The sequence below is a fragment of the Pseudomonas fluorescens genome, from assembly GCF_902497855.1.
Taxonomy (GTDB): Bacteria; Pseudomonadota; Gammaproteobacteria; order Pseudomonadales; family Pseudomonadaceae; genus Aquipseudomonas; species Aquipseudomonas fluorescens_BI.
On sequence record NZ_CABVHU010000003.1, the window covers coordinates 300,286 to 313,736 of the forward strand.

Sequence of the window (13,451 nt, forward strand, 5' to 3'; positions counted from 1 at the left end):
GCGTTGCCAAGGATAAAGGCGCCGCTTGAGCTTGGGGTCGAACTCACCAAAGGACTATAACAATGGCTCTCAGTAAAGAAGTGCCGGAGTTTGACATCGACGATGAGGTTCTCCTTATGGAGACCGGCATCGACACGGATCCGATGTCGAATGATGAAGGGGCTGCTCCACCTTCCGTTCGTGCCAAATCCAAACACTCCGCCTCGCTAAAGCAACACAAGTACATTGATTACACACGTGCGCTCGATGCCACGCAGCTGTATCTCAATGAGATTGGTTTTTCCCCTCTGCTGTCTCCCGAAGAAGAAGTTCATTTTGCGCGCCTGTCGCAAAGTGGAGATCCTGCCGGGCGCAAGCGCATGATTGAAAGTAACCTGCGGCTGGTGGTGAAAATCGCCCGGCGTTACGTCAATCGTGGCCTGTCGCTGCTGGACTTGATCGAAGAGGGCAACCTCGGGCTGATCCGGGCGGTAGAGAAGTTCGACCCTGAACGTGGCTTCCGCTTTTCGACCTACGCGACCTGGTGGATACGTCAGACCATCGAGCGGGCAATCATGAATCAGACCCGGACCATCCGGTTGCCGATCCATGTGGTCAAGGAGCTGAACGTCTACCTGCGAGCTGCACGGGAACTGACGCAAAAGCTCGATCATGAACCCTCACCTGAAGAAATCGCCAACCTGCTGGAAAAACCAGTGGCGGAGGTCAAGCGCATGCTGGGCCTGAATGAGCGGGTTTCTTCAGTCGACGTCTCGCTGGGTCCGGATTCGGATAAAACCCTGCTGGACACCCTCACCGATGATCGCCCCACCGATCCATGCGAACTGTTGCAGGATGACGACCTGTCCCAGAGCATCGATCAATGGCTCTCGGAACTGACCGACAAGCAACGCGAGGTGGTCATCCGCCGCTTCGGCCTGCGCGGGCACGAGAGCAGCACACTGGAAGATGTAGGCCTGGAAATTGGCCTGACCCGGGAACGGGTCAGACAGATTCAGGTTGAAGGCCTGAAGCGTCTTCGGGAGATTCTCGAGAAGAATGGGCTGTCGAGCGAGTCGTTGTTTCAATAAATAGTTCGCCAGGCACGCTACACAAAAACCCCGACTGGTTCGGGGTTTTTTGTTATGCAGCGAAGGGTTTTGATGGGACCGCGACATCACCTCAGCTTTGTAGTCTCGTGCTGTAAGTCTTTGCTTACCCTTTTGTAAGTGTTCGTTATTTTTACAGTGTGGCAGTCCACCATTCTCCAGTCGCGGTCTTCTTATCTGGTTGATCCATAGACTTATTTTATTAAGTTACGAGCATATGACAGCCGATTTTGGCGTTTTCGGTCGCTTGCTCCTGGCCGGGAACGCTCTAGTATTCAGGTTGTGTCAACGGACAGACACGCCCTTCAAGGATGAGGGGAAAGGACATCGCAGGAAGCGATTCATCAGGACGATGAAAAGGAATACAGGGACTAGGGAAAAAAATGTGGGCGGGTCAAACCGCCCCTTTTTTTTTGCCTGCAGAAAAGCAAAAAGGCCCGCAGGGGGCCTTTTCGAGAACGCGGTAACAATCAGCGTTCGAGGTCTTTGATCTTGCCTTTGACGCCATCCCACTCTTCGGCATCGGGCAGCGATTCTTTCTTCTCGGTGATGTTGGGCCAGATTTCAGCCAGTTCGACGTTCAGCTGAATGAACTGCTGCATGTCTTCCGGGACTTCATCTTCGGAGAAGATGGCCACGGCAGGGCATTCCGGTTCGCACAGTGCGCAGTCGATGCACTCATCCGGGTGAATCACCAGGAAGTTCGGGCCTTCGTAAAAGCAGTCCACCGGACAGACTTCTACGCAGTCGGTGTACTTGCACTTGATGCAGTTGTCGGTGACGACGAAGGTCATTTCTAGATTTCTCCTCAGGCGGCGGCAGCGGAGCCCCTTCACGTTGGGGTCGCCAGGTTCGGGAGCGATAGTCTGCTGGCCAGGCTATTAGCCAGCAGCATCCCAAACCGCGCGAGATTCTAACAGCTTGCAGGCAAGTGCGTTAGACCCGTGTCTTTAGTGTATAGAGCATTTCTAGCGCACGACGCGGGGTCATGTCGTCCAGATCGAGTTTGGCCAGTTCATCCAGCACCGGGTGCGGCAGGCTGGCGAACATGTCGCTCTGCTGCGGCGCGGCCGGTTTGCCCTTGGTTGGCTTCGGCGTTTCATGAGGCAGGGCGGTGGCTTCCAGTCGGCCCAGATGCTCGCGAGCCCGCACGATCACTTCGCTCGGCACGCCGGCCAATTGCGCAACCGCCAGGCCATAGCTTTGGCTGGCAGGCCCCGGCAGCACGTGATGCAGGAACACGATGCGCTCATTGTGCTCGGTGGCATTGAGGTGCACGTTGGCCACCAGTGGCTGGGCTTCCGGCAACACCGTCAGTTCGAAATAGTGGGTGGCGAACAGCGTGTAGGCCCGCAGGTGCGCCAGGCGTTCGGCGGCGGCCCAGGCCAGGGACAGGCCGTCGAAGGTGCTGGTGCCGCGACCGACTTCGTCCATCAGCACCAGGCTGCGCTCGGTGGCGTTGTGCAGAATGTTGGCGGTTTCGCTCATTTCGACCATGAAGGTCGAACGCCCGCCCGCCAGGTCATCGCTGGAACCGATCCGGGTAAAGATCCGGTCCACCAGCGACAGTTCGCAGCTGGCCGCCGGCACGAAGCTGCCGATGTGCGCCAGCAGCACGATCAAGGCGGTCTGGCGCATGTAAGTGGATTTACCGCCCATGTTCGGGCCGGTGATGACCAGCATGCGGGTGTTGTCGTCGAGGCTCAGGTCGTTGGCCACGAACGGCGTGGTCAGCACTTGCTCGACCACCGGGTGACGACCCTGGCTGATGCGCATGCAGGGCTCGTCGACGAAGCGCGGGCAGTTCAGGTCCAGGTTCAGTGCGCGCTCGCCCAGGTTGCTCAGCACGTCCAGTTCGGCCAGGGCGGCGGCGGTATCCTGCAGGGGCGGCAGCTGGGCGATAAGGTCTTCGAGCAGCGCTTCGTAGAGCATCTTCTCGCGGGCCAGGGCGCGGCTCTTGGCCGACAGCGCCTTGTCTTCGAACGCCTTCAGTTCCGGCGTGATGAAACGCTCGGCACCTTTGAGCGTCTGGCGCCGGATGTAATCGGCGGGCGCCGATTCGGCCTGTTTGCTTGGCAATTCGATGAAGTAACCGTGAATGCGGTTGTAGCCGACTTTCAGGTGCGACAGGCCGGTGCGGGCCTTCTCCCGCGCTTCGAGATCGATCAGGAACTGCCCGGCGTTTTCGCTGAGCGATTGCAGCTCGTCGAGTTCGCTGTCGTAGCCGGTTTTCAACACGCCGCCGTCTCGAATCACCGCGGGTGGGTTGTCGACGATGGCTTTTTCCAGCAGGGCCGCCAGTTCCGGGTAGGTGCTGGTGGTCCTGGCCAGTTGAATGATGTGTGGCGCTTCAAGTTCGCTCATCGCCACTTGCAGCGCTGGCAGTGCACCGAGTGCGTCGCGCAGGCGAGCCAGGTCGCGCGGGCGGGCATTGCGCAGGCCGATCCGCGCCAGGATCCGCTCGATGTCACCGATTTCCTTGAGTTGCGGTTGCAGCTTCTCGAAACGGTAGCCGTCGAGCAGGCAGGTGATCGACGTCTGGCGCGCCAGCAATACGCTCAGATCGCGCAGGGGGCGGTTCAGCCAGCGGGTCAGCAATCGGCTGCCCATGGCGGTCTGGCAGCGATCGACCACCGATTGCAAGGTGTTATCACGACCGCCGGCCAGGTTGGTGTCCAGTTCCAGGTTGCGCCGGCTCGCGCCGTCCAGCACGACGGTGTCGTCCAGGCGTTCATGCCGCAGGCTGCGCAAGTGGGGCAGGGCGGTGCGCTGGGTTTCCTTGGCATAGCTGAGCAGGCAGCCGGCAGCGCCGATGGCCAGGGTCAGGTTCTCGCAGCCGAAACCTTTCAGGTCCTGGGTCGAGAATTGTTGGCAGAGACTTTTCAGCGCCGAGTCACGCTCGAAATCCCACGGCGCACGGCGACGAACCCCACGACGTTTCTCCGCAGGCAAGTCTTTGGGCCAGTCATCCGGGATCATCAGTTCCACTGGATTGACCCGCTCCAGTTCGGCGAGCAGGTTTTCCCAACCCTTGATTTCCAGCACCGTGAAGTTGCCGCTGGTAATATCCAGCACGGCCAGGCCGAACAGACGCTCGTCACCCAGCACCGCAGCGATCAGGTTGTCCCGACGCTCATCCAGCAGCGCCTCGTCACTGACCGTGCCCGGGGTGATGATCCGCACCACCTGACGATCGACCGGGCCTTTACTGGTAGCCGGGTCGCCGACCTGCTCACAGATCACCACCGACTCGCCGAGCTTCACCAGCTTCGCCAGGTAACCTTCGGCGGCGTGGTAAGGAATCCCGCACATCGGAATCGCCTGGCCGGCCGACTGCCCGCGGGCGGTCAGGGTAATGTCCAGCAACTTGGCGGCCTTCTTCGCGTCTTCGTAGAAGATCTCGTAGAAGTCGCCCATGCGATAGAACATCAGCTGGTCGGGGTGCTGGTTTTTCAGGCGCCAGTACTGCTGCATCATCGGCGTGTGGGAGGACAGATCGGAGAGGGCTTTATTCATCGGATAATCAGGCAAATTCGTTGAAAGGTGTAGGGCAAAGGAGGGGCGTCGGCCCGGCTTTTCCGCGATGGGCGCAAGGTTAACATGGGCGGTCCACCCGACGCAGGCATGAAAGCCCGACAAAGACAGTGGCCCGGATCATCGAAGCCCCCGCCAATGGATTGGCCAGGAGCAAGCCTGCGTCGGAATCCCTGGCCGTTAACATCTTGATCGATGCCGTGCCTTGCAAGCGCGATCCGCTCGTGTACGGTAGTCCCATTCAGCCCTTCAGGAGAGGACCGTGAAAGAAATCACCCAACTGGCCGCTGAACTTGGCAGGCGCTTGCAGGTTCTCAATACCCACGTCACGGCCGCCGAGTCCTGTACCGGCGGCGGGATTTGCGAGGCAATCACCCGCATTCCGGGCAGCTCGGCGTGGTTCGAAGCGGGTTATGTCACTTACTCCAACCGCCAGAAAATCGAGCAATTGAATGTCCCGGCGCCGTTGTTCGCGACGGTGGGAGCGGTCAGTCGCGAGGTGGTCGAGGCGATGGTGCGGGGCGCGCAGGAGAAAAGCCGTGCGCATTTTGCCGTGGCGGTCAGTGGCGTCGCCGGGCCCGATGGCGGGTCGCCCAGCAAGCCGGTCGGCACGGTGTGGTTGGCTTGGGGCGTTGGCGAGCGGGTATTCAGCGAGGTGCAGCACTTCCCCGGCAACCGCGACGAGGTTCGCCGACAAACGGTGAAGGCCGCGCTAGAGGGGCTACTGCGCCATGCCGCTGGAGAAATCTCAAATCAGGGGTAGGCGATCCTTGAGCGCTGTGGAATAATACTGGCTACTTATACAGGTGTTGGCCGTCAGGCCTTATTGATTACGTGAGGACTTTAATGGACGACAACAAGAAGAAAGCCTTGGCTGCGGCCCTGGGTCAGATCGAACGTCAATTCGGCAAGGGTGCCGTAATGCGTATGGGCGATCAGGACCGTCAGGCGATCCCGGCTATCTCCACTGGCTCTCTGGGTCTGGACATTGCGCTCGGCATTGGCGGTCTGCCCAAAGGCCGTATCGTTGAAATCTACGGTCCTGAATCCTCGGGTAAAACCACGCTGACACTGTCGGTGATCGCCCAGGCTCAAAAAGCCGGCGCGACCTGCGCATTCGTCGACGCCGAACACGCCCTCGACCCTGAATATGCCGGCAAGCTGGGCGTCAACGTCGACGACCTGCTGGTTTCCCAGCCGGACACCGGCGAGCAGGCCCTGGAAATCACCGACATGCTGGTGCGTTCCAACGCGGTTGACGTGATCATCGTCGACTCCGTGGCGGCGCTGGTGCCAAAGGCTGAAATCGAAGGCGAAATGGGTGACATGCACGTGGGCCTGCAAGCCCGCCTGATGTCCCAGGCTCTGCGTAAAATCACCGGCAACATCAAGAACGCCAACTGCCTGGTTATCTTCATCAACCAGATCCGCATGAAAATCGGTGTGATGTTCGGCAGCCCGGAAACCACCACCGGTGGTAACGCCCTGAAGTTCTATGCCTCGGTTCGTCTGGACATCCGTCGCACTGGCGCGGTGAAAGAAGGTGATGAAGTCGTCGGTAGCGAGACCCGCGTCAAGGTCGTGAAGAACAAGGTGGCTTCGCCGTTCCGTCAGGCCGAGTTCCAGATTCTTTACGGCAAGGGCATCTACCTCAACGGCGAGATGATCGACCTGGGTGTTCTGCACGGTTTCGTCGAGAAGTCCGGTGCCTGGTATGCGTACAACGGCACCAAGATCGGTCAGGGTAAAGCCAACTCGGCCAAGTACCTGGCAGAAAACCCGGACATCGCCGCGACCCTCGAGAAGCAATTGCGCGACAAATTGCTGTCTCCAGCACCGGACGTCAAAGCTTCGCCGGCCAAAGAGAAAGCGGATGACCTGGTAGAAGTGGACGTCTGATTGATCCGATGACCGCCGTACTCGATACACTCGTCGCAGTGCGGCGAACCGCAATGGACCTGCTCGCGCGACGCGAGCATGGTCGAGTCGAGCTGACGCGTAAACTGCGTCAGCGTGGCGCTCCTCCAGAAATGATCGACACCGCACTCGACCGCTTGACGGAAGAGGGCCTGTTGTCCGAATCCCGTTACCTCGAAAGTTTCGTTTCCTACCGAGCCCGTTCCGGTTATGGCCCTTTGCGTATTCGCGAAGAGTTGAGTCAGCGCGGACTGCAGCGTCCTGACATCGAACTCGCGCTACGCGAGAGCGGTATCGACTGGCAGGGACAACTGGAAGATACCTGGCGACGCAAGTTCTCCGGGCATTTACCCATAGACGCAAGGGAGCGCGCCAAACAAGGCCGATTCCTCGGTTATCGGGGATATTCCATGGAGATGATCAGCCGCTTGTTCAGCGGCCGAGGGATGGACGATTGAATGAACGGCTCGCTAATTCGATAGCGGGCCGTTTTTTTTTCGCCTCAGGTAACCTTCAACGGCTCCCGCGTGCGTTGTTGCGCCTGGGGTTTTGACGACGCCCAGTTTTCCGGCAAGTTGATGTAGTCCACCAGTTCCCGCAGGCGTCCATGGTCACGGGCATTGAACGTGAAGGCCAGTCGCGCCAGGTGGCTGAACTGCGGTTCGTCATGCTCCTCACCGCTGTAGGCATGCTGGTGGAAGTGATCGCTCAGGCACAGGTCGGCGAATGCGCCTTGCATGTGTTCGAGCGCTTCATCGCTGAGCTTGTGGTTCATGCGGATCACGAACTGATGCTTGAGCCAGCGGCTTGAGTGGAAGTTGCTGTAGAACTGATTGATCTGCTCCACCGCTTCTTCGGCGCTATAGACCAGGCTCACCAGCTTCATGTCGGTGGGCAGGATGTAGCGATTCTCCTCCAGTTGCTGGTGAATGAAGTCCAGCGCCCCTTGCCAGAACTTGCCGCCTGGCGCATCCAGCAGCACCACCGGTACCAGCGGGCTCTTGCCGGTCTGGATCAGGGTCAGTACTTCCAGCGCTTCATCCAGCGTACCGAAACCGCCGGGACACAGGACCAGCGCATCGGCTTCCTTGACGAAGAACAGTTTGCGGGTGAAGAAAAAGTGGAAGGGCAGCAGGTTGGTGGAGCCATTGACGGTGGGATTGGCATGCTGCTCGAAGGGCAGGGTGATGTTGAATCCCAGGCTATGTTCCAGGCCGGCACCTTCGTGGGCCGCCGCCATGATGCCGCCACCGGCGCCGGTGATGACCATCATGTCCGAGCGCGCCAGCGCCGCGCCGAGCTCTCGGGCCAAGCCATACAACGGATGTTCTATCGGCGTTCGGGCCGAGCCGAAAACCGTGACTTTGCGTCGCCCCTTGAACTGCTCCAGCACCCGGAAGGCGTGTTCCAGTTCGCGCAGGGCTTGCAGGGTGATCTTGGCGTTCCAGCGGTTGTGATCTTCCTGGGCCATGCGTAGCACGGTCAGGATCATATCGCGGTAGATGGGGATGTTCGGGCTGTTGGGTGAAACCAGGTTGAGTTGTTCTTCGACCTTGCTGGTGAGGTCGTGGCCGCTTTCTTCAAAATGACGGCTCAGGAGGTCATTCGGTTGGTAAGGCATTCAGCTTCTCCTTCTGCACAGAACCCTTGGCCCCGACAAGGCAGTTGTCGGCGCCGCGACACCTCGTGCGTCGCTGTCTGCCCAGGCCCGTGCCTGGGCGATCTACCGGACTCGAGTTGCCATCGAGTCATCCATACAGGCTCTGTTTTTCCCTTGGATGAAAGAAACGTTCGCACAACAGGACGCATGACAGGCAGCCCCTTTCCTGCCTGGAAAAATTCAACGTGAACACTATGAATCTAGACCCTTGCGAGGATTTGCGCTGAATTGATCATTGCGCCGCAAAGTCTTTCCTGGCAACCGCTTATTGACGATTTGCAAGGTGATTTCACCGCTCGTCTGAACGCAAAGCTGATTGTCCATCACTCTGATTTACTGAAAGACAGGTGTGACATGACAACTTTGCGTCAATGGCTGGACGCACGACACAAGCGGGTGAAGGATTTTATCGCTCACACAGGGCGAGGCGCATGGAGCCGAAGCAATGACCAGAGTCATTCTGGAGATCGAAATCGATACGCAATTGTATCGATTGCTGAAGTCATCGGCCGAGAACCATCATTTGAGTCTCGAGGAGGAGTGTTGCCGACGTCTTGAGGCTGCCGAGCGACGTTCTTGCTATCTGCAGGCGTTGTTGGCGGAACTGCGCGCCGAGGATGAACAGCGGCGCGCCAATTCCCAGTGATTACTTTTTCTTCGCGGGTACGGCTTTCGGGCAATCCGATTCCTGGAAGCGCTCGCTCGCGACCGGACGGTTGGTCTTAACCTCGGTGAACTCGTAACGCATGATTGCGCCCTTGGCCATCAGCTTGCGCATGCCCGGGTTGTTGCAGACAGTGGAGCCGAGCTGGAAATACACCGCTTTCGGGTCGGCGCGCATTTTGTCGGCGTGGGTGCTCTGGACGCTGAGGTGGTTGATCAACTCTTTACCTTCAACGGTATAGCCCTGATCGAGAATATCTTCGTTGATCGCGCGTGGAGTGCCAACGCTGCTTTGAGTGGCAACGTTTTGCAGCATTTTGCTCAGTTCCATGTCTTTCAAGGAAGCAGCCTGGGCGTTGAAGGACGACGCCAGCACAATGGCGGCGGTAGGAACGATAAGGCGCAGCATGAAACTCTCCTGGTTCAGTGACTGGTGGTTCGACCAGTCACATGACTGTGCGTTCAGTGGCGGCGAATTATAGGGGAGGTGGCCTGGACGGTACAGGCTTGCGCCGGCCGGTCTGATAAACTGCGGGTACTTCCTGTCTTGCCGAGTGTTTTCGTGTCGATTTTCTACCCCTTCCGGTGTTGCCTGCGATGAGCCATGCACCCAAGCCCTTTGCGTCGAATGCCGTCGCGCGCCTGCGCGACCAGCGCGAAGAGGAGGGCATCAAGCCGATTCAGGCCCGTGGCTGGCGAGCCCCGCGTTGCCGTGCCTGCCGTGTGATCGAGAGCCACTGCCTGTGTGCCTGGCGTCCACAGGTCGAGACCCGTTCCGGGGTGTGCCTGATCATGACCAACAAGGAAGTGTTCAAGCCCAGCAATACCGGATGGCTGATTGCCGATGTAGTGCGTGACAACCATGCGTTCATCTGGTCACGGACCGAAGTCGACCAGCAACTGTTGCAGCTGCTGTCCGATCCGCAATGGCAACCTTATCTGGTATTCCCGGGCGAGTACGTCGAGCCCGAGCGAGTGACCCATGGTGTCCAGGTCGATAGCACCCGGCGCCCACTGTTCATTCTGCTGGACGCGACCTGGACCGAAGCCCGGAAGATCTTTCGCAAAAGCCCCTATTTCGATGCGCTTCCGATCCTGAGCCTGCTGCCCGAAAAACTCTCCCGGTACCGGCTGCGCCGCTCGACCCGCAGCGAACACCTGTGCACCGCGGAAGTGGCGGCCCTGTGCCTCGATCTGGCGGGCGATGTCGAGGCCGCGTCGGCACTGGACGCTTATTTCGATGTGTTCAGTCAGCATTACCTCGATGCGAAACGTCAGCTGGAGATGAACGTTGCGACACCGGCACACGCCGAGCTGATGCCCTTCGTGCAGAACGCGGCTGCGGTGACGTGCTGAGCGTCGGCCATACTGCGAGCAACCGCAGGGGCCGCGTCGCTTGACCACCCCGGCTTCGCTGGGCATGCTTGGCGCCGATCAGGGCGCGGCCAGGTTTGATACGCCGTATTCTTTACGTGAAAAGCTATGTAAATAGCTACGTGATTGGCGTTGAACGTGCCCTGTCGATGCAGCTCCGTGGCTGCACCTCGTTTGAAAAACAGGATCATTAGAAAAATGGCCACATACGAAATCCTGATTGCCGATGACCATCCTCTTTTTCGTAGCGCCCTGCATCAAGCGTTGACCCTCGGCCTCGGTCCGGAGGTCCGTCTGGTGGAAGTGGCGAGCATTGCCGAACTTGAAACCCGCCTGGACGAAAAGGCCGACTGGGATCTGGTGCTGCTGGACCTGAACATGCCGGGTGCCTACGGTTTTTCCGGGCTGGTGCTGTTGCGTGGTCAGTATCCGCAGATTCCGGTGGTCATGGTCTCCGCCCAGGAAGAGGCATCGATCATGGTGAAGTCCCGTGAATTCGGGGCCAGTGGTTTCATTCCCAAGTCGAGCGACCTGAGCGTCATTCAAAAAGCGGTGCGAGCGGTACTCGATGGCGACGTATTCTGGCCACCCCAGGCGTTCGAAGCGGTGAGCGTTTCCGCGGAGGCCAAGGCTGCCAGCGCCGGCCTTGCCAGTCTGACACCGCAGCAGTTTCGGGTGTTGACCATGGTTTGCGAAGGTTTGCTGAACAAGCAGATCGCGTACGAGCTGAGCGTGTCGGAAGCGACGATCAAGGCCCACGTCACGGCGATTTTCCGTAAGCTGAATGTGCGGACCCGGACCCAGGCGGCATTGCTTCTGCAACAACTGGAGTCAATTTCGAGCCACTAAAGCGATACCATTCACGCTTTTTTGACCCGGTTTGGTCTAGCTTTCCCACTTCTTTTTAGTCAGTTGCCTACTCTATGTCACCTTTCAAAGGCCAGACCGGCCTCAAACGTATCCTCAACGCCTCCGGTTACTCGCTCGATGGCCTGCGCGCCGCCTTCACCGGCGAAGCGGCCTTTCGGCAACTGGTGTTGCTCAACGTCATCCTGGTCCCGATGTCGTTCTTTCTGAACGTCAGCCGTGTCGAGCAGGCGCTGCTCATTGCCGTCTGTCTGTTGGCATTGATTGTCGAGTTGCTCAATTCGGCGGTGGAGGCGGCCATCGACCGCATTTCCCTTGAACTGCACCCGCTGTCGAAGAATGCAAAAGACATGGGCAGCGCCGCGCAGTTGGTGGCGTTGACCATGATCGCTTTGGTGTGGGCGGTGATCCTGCTTTAAGCGATGGTGGGCAGCACAATCTCGTCGCTGCGCTGAACCCCGGCGGTGAACGCGCGGCACAGATCGAGGAATTCGCGCATCGCCGAGGTCTGATATTTCTGTTTGTGCCAGATGAAATAGAACTGCCGCGCCAGGTCCAGGTCCGGGGTTTCCACCGGCACCAGGCTGCCGCGGCGGAAGGCATCGCGCAGTGCCAGCCGCGAAATGCAGCCAATCCCCAGCCCTGATTCCACTGCGCGCTTGATCGCTTCGGTGTGTTCCAGTTCCAGGCGAATATTCAGCCCGCTGCGGTGGTGACGCATGGCCTGGTCAAACGTCAGTCGTGTGCCCGAGCCTTGTTCCCGCAGGATCCAGGCCTCATGGCTCAGCTCATCCATGGTCGCCGTGCCACGCGTGGCCAGTGGGTGCTGGGGCGCGCAGAACACCACCAGCTCATCCTCGACCCAGCTCTGCACTTCGATGTCCGGGTGGCTGCAGTCGCCTTCGATCAGACCCAGATCAATTTCATAGTGGGCGACCTGCTGCACAATGTTGGCCGTGTTCTGCACATGCAGCTTCACCTGGCTTTCCGGATGACGCTGCATGAAGCTGCCGATCAGCAGGGTGGCCAGGTAATTGCCGATCGTGAGGGTCGCGCCAACCGCCAGGGAACCGAAACCGGACTTGCCGTTGAGCAGGTCTTCGATTTCCTTGGCCTGATCGAGCAGTGCCACCGCTTGCGGCAACAGCTGTTTGCCGAGGGCGTTGAGGGCCAGCCGTTTGCCCGCGCGATCGAACAGCTGGCAGCTGCACTGGCGCTCGAGCTCGGTGATCGAGGTGCTCGCCGCCGATTGCGACAGGTTGAGCAGACCGGCCGCGCGCGATACGCTTTCCTGCTGGGCGACGGCGACGAATACTTGAAGTTGACGTAGAGTAAATCGCATATCGATATAACCGATAACCCTTATCTTAATAATCCAGTTAACAGATATTGTGGCTGCCATTAGAATGCGATGCAATTGCGCACAGCCACTCATTTTTTGCAGGGCAGGCGCCAAGCGCGCGCAGACACATCTCCAGGAGTCCCACGTACATGAGCAACATGAACCACGAGCGTGTCCTCAGTGTTCACCACTGGAACGACACTCTGTTCAGCTTCAAGTGCACCCGCGATCCGGGCCTGCGCTTCGAGAACGGTCAGTTCGTGATGATCGGCCTGCAACAGCCCAACGGCCGCCCGCTTATGCGTGCCTACTCGATTGCCAGCCCGAACTGGGAAGAGCATCTGGAGTTCTTCAGCATCAAGGTGCCTGATGGCCCGCTGACTTCCCAGCTGCAGCACCTGAAGGAAGGCGACGAGATCATCATCAGCAAAAAGCCTACCGGCACGCTGGTGCTGGATGACTTGAAGCCTGGCAAACATTTGTACCTGCTCAGCACCGGTACCGGCCTGGCGCCGTTCATGAGCGTCATCCAGGACCCGGAAACCTACGAGCGTTTCGAAAAAGTGATCCTGTGCCACGGCGTGCGTTACGTCAACGAAGTCGCCTACCGCGAATTCATCACCGAGCACCTGCCGCAGAACGAGTTCTTCGGCGACGCCCTGCGTGACAAGTTGATCTACTACCCGACCGTGACCCGTGAGCCGTTCGAGAACGAAGGTCGCCTGACCGACTTGATGCGTAGCGGCAAGCTGTTCAGCGACATCGGCCTGCCACCGATCAACCCGCAGGACGACCGTGCCATGTTGTGCGGCAGCCCGAGCATGCTCGACGAGACCAGCGACGTGTTGAACAGCTTCGGCCTGAAAGTCTCGCCGCGGATGCGCGAGCCGGGTGACTACCTGATCGAGCGTGCGTTCGTCGAGAAATAACCTGTAGGCGCTGGCTTGTGTAGGAGCTGGCTTGCCAGCGAAGGCCTTGAATGCGCCGCGTTTACCCGGTAAACACG

Annotated in this window: 14 protein-coding genes; 9 read left to right on the top strand and 5 right to left on the bottom strand. The window is 59.1% G+C overall.

The window, feature by feature from the left end:
- Window positions 1-62: 62 nt before the first annotated feature.
- Entirely contained in the window at window positions 63-1,070 is a 1,008-nt protein-coding gene (gene rpoS, locus F8N96_RS08970; protein WP_150797489.1) for an RNA polymerase sigma factor RpoS, read from the top strand.
- A gap of 488 nt (window positions 1,071-1,558) precedes the next feature.
- Here the strand turns inward: rpoS and fdxA are convergent, their stop codons facing one another.
- Together fdxA and mutS are read right to left on the bottom strand one after the other, a co-directional pair.
- Window positions 1,559-1,882, bottom strand: a complete 324-nt coding sequence (fdxA, locus tag F8N96_RS08975) for a ferredoxin FdxA (protein WP_008154011.1) — start codon at window positions 1,880-1,882, stop codon at window positions 1,559-1,561.
- Window positions 1,883-2,024: 142 nt separating this feature from the next.
- Window positions 2,025-4,604 carry a DNA mismatch repair protein MutS gene (gene mutS / locus F8N96_RS08980; RefSeq protein WP_150797490.1) on the bottom strand — a complete coding sequence of 860 codons (2,580 nt, stop codon included), beginning with the start codon at window positions 4,602-4,604 and terminating at the stop codon, window positions 2,025-2,027.
- 280 nt (window positions 4,605-4,884) lie between these two features.
- On the opposite strand from mutS, the gene F8N96_RS08985 reads away from it, so the two are divergent.
- The 3 genes from F8N96_RS08985 (at window position 4,885) to recX (ending at window position 6,997) form a co-directional block, all read left to right on the top strand.
- Window positions 4,885-5,385: a CinA family protein gene (locus F8N96_RS08985; RefSeq protein ID WP_150767039.1), complete on the top strand. Its 501-nt coding sequence runs from the start codon at window positions 4,885-4,887 to the stop codon at window positions 5,383-5,385.
- Between the two features lie 83 nt (window positions 5,386-5,468).
- Complete coding sequence (gene recA, locus F8N96_RS08990) at window positions 5,469-6,521, top strand: recombinase RecA (protein WP_128872803.1); 1,053 nt, start codon at window positions 5,469-5,471, stop codon at window positions 6,519-6,521.
- Window positions 6,522-6,529: 8 nt separating this feature from the next.
- Entirely contained in the window at window positions 6,530-6,997 is a 468-nt protein-coding gene (gene recX, locus F8N96_RS08995) for a recombination regulator RecX (protein ID WP_150797491.1), read from the top strand.
- Window positions 6,998-7,041: 44 nt separating this feature from the next.
- On the opposite strand, the gene F8N96_RS09000 is transcribed toward recX, so the two are convergent.
- Entirely contained in the window at window positions 7,042-8,160 is a 1,119-nt protein-coding gene (locus F8N96_RS09000; RefSeq protein ID WP_150797492.1) for a TIGR00730 family Rossman fold protein, read from the bottom strand.
- Window positions 8,161-8,644: 484 nt separating this feature from the next.
- Here F8N96_RS09000 and F8N96_RS09005 point away from each other — a divergent pair, with 484 nt between their 5' ends.
- A complete protein-coding gene (locus F8N96_RS09005; protein WP_064676132.1) occupies window positions 8,645-8,845 on the top strand; it encodes a hypothetical protein in 201 nt (66 codons plus the stop codon).
- On the opposite strand, the gene F8N96_RS09010 is transcribed toward F8N96_RS09005, so the two are convergent.
- A complete protein-coding gene (locus F8N96_RS09010) occupies window positions 8,846-9,271 on the bottom strand; it encodes a quorum-sensing-regulated virulence factor family protein (RefSeq protein WP_150797493.1) in 426 nt (141 codons plus the stop codon).
- A gap of 188 nt (window positions 9,272-9,459) precedes the next feature.
- On the opposite strand from F8N96_RS09010, the gene F8N96_RS09015 reads away from it, so the two are divergent.
- The 3 genes from F8N96_RS09015 to F8N96_RS09025 all read left to right on the top strand — a co-directional run bounded on the left by F8N96_RS09015 (window position 9,460) and on the right by F8N96_RS09025 (window position 11,522).
- Entirely contained in the window at window positions 9,460-10,218 is a 759-nt protein-coding gene (locus tag F8N96_RS09015; protein WP_150797494.1) for a tRNA-uridine aminocarboxypropyltransferase, read from the top strand.
- Between the two features lie 216 nt (window positions 10,219-10,434).
- The gene (erdR, locus tag F8N96_RS09020) at window positions 10,435-11,085 is read left to right on the top strand and encodes a response regulator transcription factor ErdR (RefSeq protein WP_150767044.1); all 651 of its coding nucleotides are present in this window, start codon (window positions 10,435-10,437) and stop codon (window positions 11,083-11,085) included.
- Between the two features lie 74 nt (window positions 11,086-11,159).
- Window positions 11,160-11,522 (top strand): diacylglycerol kinase, encoded by a 363-nt coding sequence (locus F8N96_RS09025; RefSeq protein WP_150797495.1) that lies wholly within the window; start codon window positions 11,160-11,162, stop codon window positions 11,520-11,522.
- Here the strand turns inward: F8N96_RS09025 and F8N96_RS09030 are convergent.
- Window positions 11,519-12,445: a LysR family transcriptional regulator gene (locus F8N96_RS09030; protein ID WP_064676137.1), complete on the bottom strand. Its 927-nt coding sequence runs from the start codon at window positions 12,443-12,445 to the stop codon at window positions 11,519-11,521. The genes F8N96_RS09025 and F8N96_RS09030 overlap by 4 nt on opposite strands.
- Window positions 12,446-12,594: 149 nt before the next feature.
- Here F8N96_RS09030 and fpr point away from each other — a divergent pair, with 149 nt between their 5' ends.
- The gene (gene fpr, locus F8N96_RS09035; RefSeq protein ID WP_150767046.1) at window positions 12,595-13,374 is read left to right on the top strand and encodes a ferredoxin-NADP reductase; all 780 of its coding nucleotides are present in this window, start codon (window positions 12,595-12,597) and stop codon (window positions 13,372-13,374) included.
- Window positions 13,375-13,451 lie beyond the last annotated feature (77 nt).

Bases quoted from the DNA above. Each gene is read 5' to 3' on its own strand.
- recA (WP_128872803.1), top strand. From the start codon at position 5,469: ATGGACGACAACAAGAAGAAAGCCTTGGCTGCGGCCCTGGGTCAGATC.
- F8N96_RS09030 (WP_064676137.1), bottom strand. From the start codon at position 12,445: ATGCGATTTACTCTACGTCAACTTCAAGTATTCGTCGCCGTCGCCCAG.
- F8N96_RS09005 (WP_064676132.1), top strand. From the start codon at position 8,645: ATGACCAGAGTCATTCTGGAGATCGAAATCGATACGCAATTGTATCGA.
- F8N96_RS09025 (WP_150797495.1), top strand. From the start codon at position 11,160: ATGTCACCTTTCAAAGGCCAGACCGGCCTCAAACGTATCCTCAACGCC.
- fpr (WP_150767046.1), top strand. From the start codon at position 12,595: ATGAGCAACATGAACCACGAGCGTGTCCTCAGTGTTCACCACTGGAAC.
- F8N96_RS09010 (WP_150797493.1), bottom strand. From the start codon at position 9,271: ATGCTGCGCCTTATCGTTCCTACCGCCGCCATTGTGCTGGCGTCGTCC.
- F8N96_RS09015 (WP_150797494.1), top strand. From the start codon at position 9,460: ATGAGCCATGCACCCAAGCCCTTTGCGTCGAATGCCGTCGCGCGCCTG.
- F8N96_RS09000 (WP_150797492.1), bottom strand. From the start codon at position 8,160: ATGCCTTACCAACCGAATGACCTCCTGAGCCGTCATTTTGAAGAAAGC.
- fdxA (WP_008154011.1), bottom strand. From the start codon at position 1,882: ATGACCTTCGTCGTCACCGACAACTGCATCAAGTGCAAGTACACCGAC.
- rpoS (WP_150797489.1), top strand. From the start codon at position 63: ATGGCTCTCAGTAAAGAAGTGCCGGAGTTTGACATCGACGATGAGGTT.
- erdR (WP_150767044.1), top strand. From the start codon at position 10,435: ATGGCCACATACGAAATCCTGATTGCCGATGACCATCCTCTTTTTCGT.
- recX (WP_150797491.1), top strand. From the start codon at position 6,530: ATGACCGCCGTACTCGATACACTCGTCGCAGTGCGGCGAACCGCAATG.
- mutS (WP_150797490.1), bottom strand. From the start codon at position 4,604: ATGAATAAAGCCCTCTCCGATCTGTCCTCCCACACGCCGATGATGCAG.